The sequence below is a fragment of the Delftia sp. ASV31 genome, assembly GCF_016428765.1.
Taxonomy (GTDB): domain Bacteria; phylum Pseudomonadota; class Gammaproteobacteria; order Burkholderiales; family Burkholderiaceae_C; genus Comamonas; species Comamonas acidovorans.
In genome coordinates this window covers 1-317 of sequence record NZ_JAELTK010000271.1, presented here as the reverse complement: position 1 = coordinate 317, position 317 = coordinate 1, and the positions used below count along the sequence as shown (strand labels likewise).

Sequence of the window (317 nt, the reverse complement as noted above, 5' to 3'; positions counted from 1 at the left end):
CCCCCCCCCCCCCCCCCCCCCCCCCCCCCCCCCCCCCCCCCCCCCCCCCCCCCCCCCCCCCCCCCCCCCCCCCCCCCCCCCCCCCCCCCCCCCCCCCCCCCCCCCCCCCCCCCTCTTTAATGATCCGCCGACCACCGAGATCTACACTGTTCGCATTTCGTCGGCAGCGTCAGATGTGTATAAGAGACAGGCCCAGTGCCACGCGCCCGCTGCCGTCGCGCTGCACGATGGCGGCCACCGACACCAGCGCAAACGCATAGGAAGCCCGGTCGCGTACCTTGTGATAGATGTGCGTGCCGCCCAACGGCGGCGGCAGG

1 pseudogene is annotated in these 317 nt (G+C 76.0%); it reads right to left on the bottom strand.

Annotated features, from left to right (window positions below):
* Positions 1-190: 190 nt before the first annotated feature.
* Positions 191-317, bottom strand: a pseudogene (locus tag JHD82_RS29355) (xanthine dehydrogenase family protein subunit M); the annotation flags it as partial.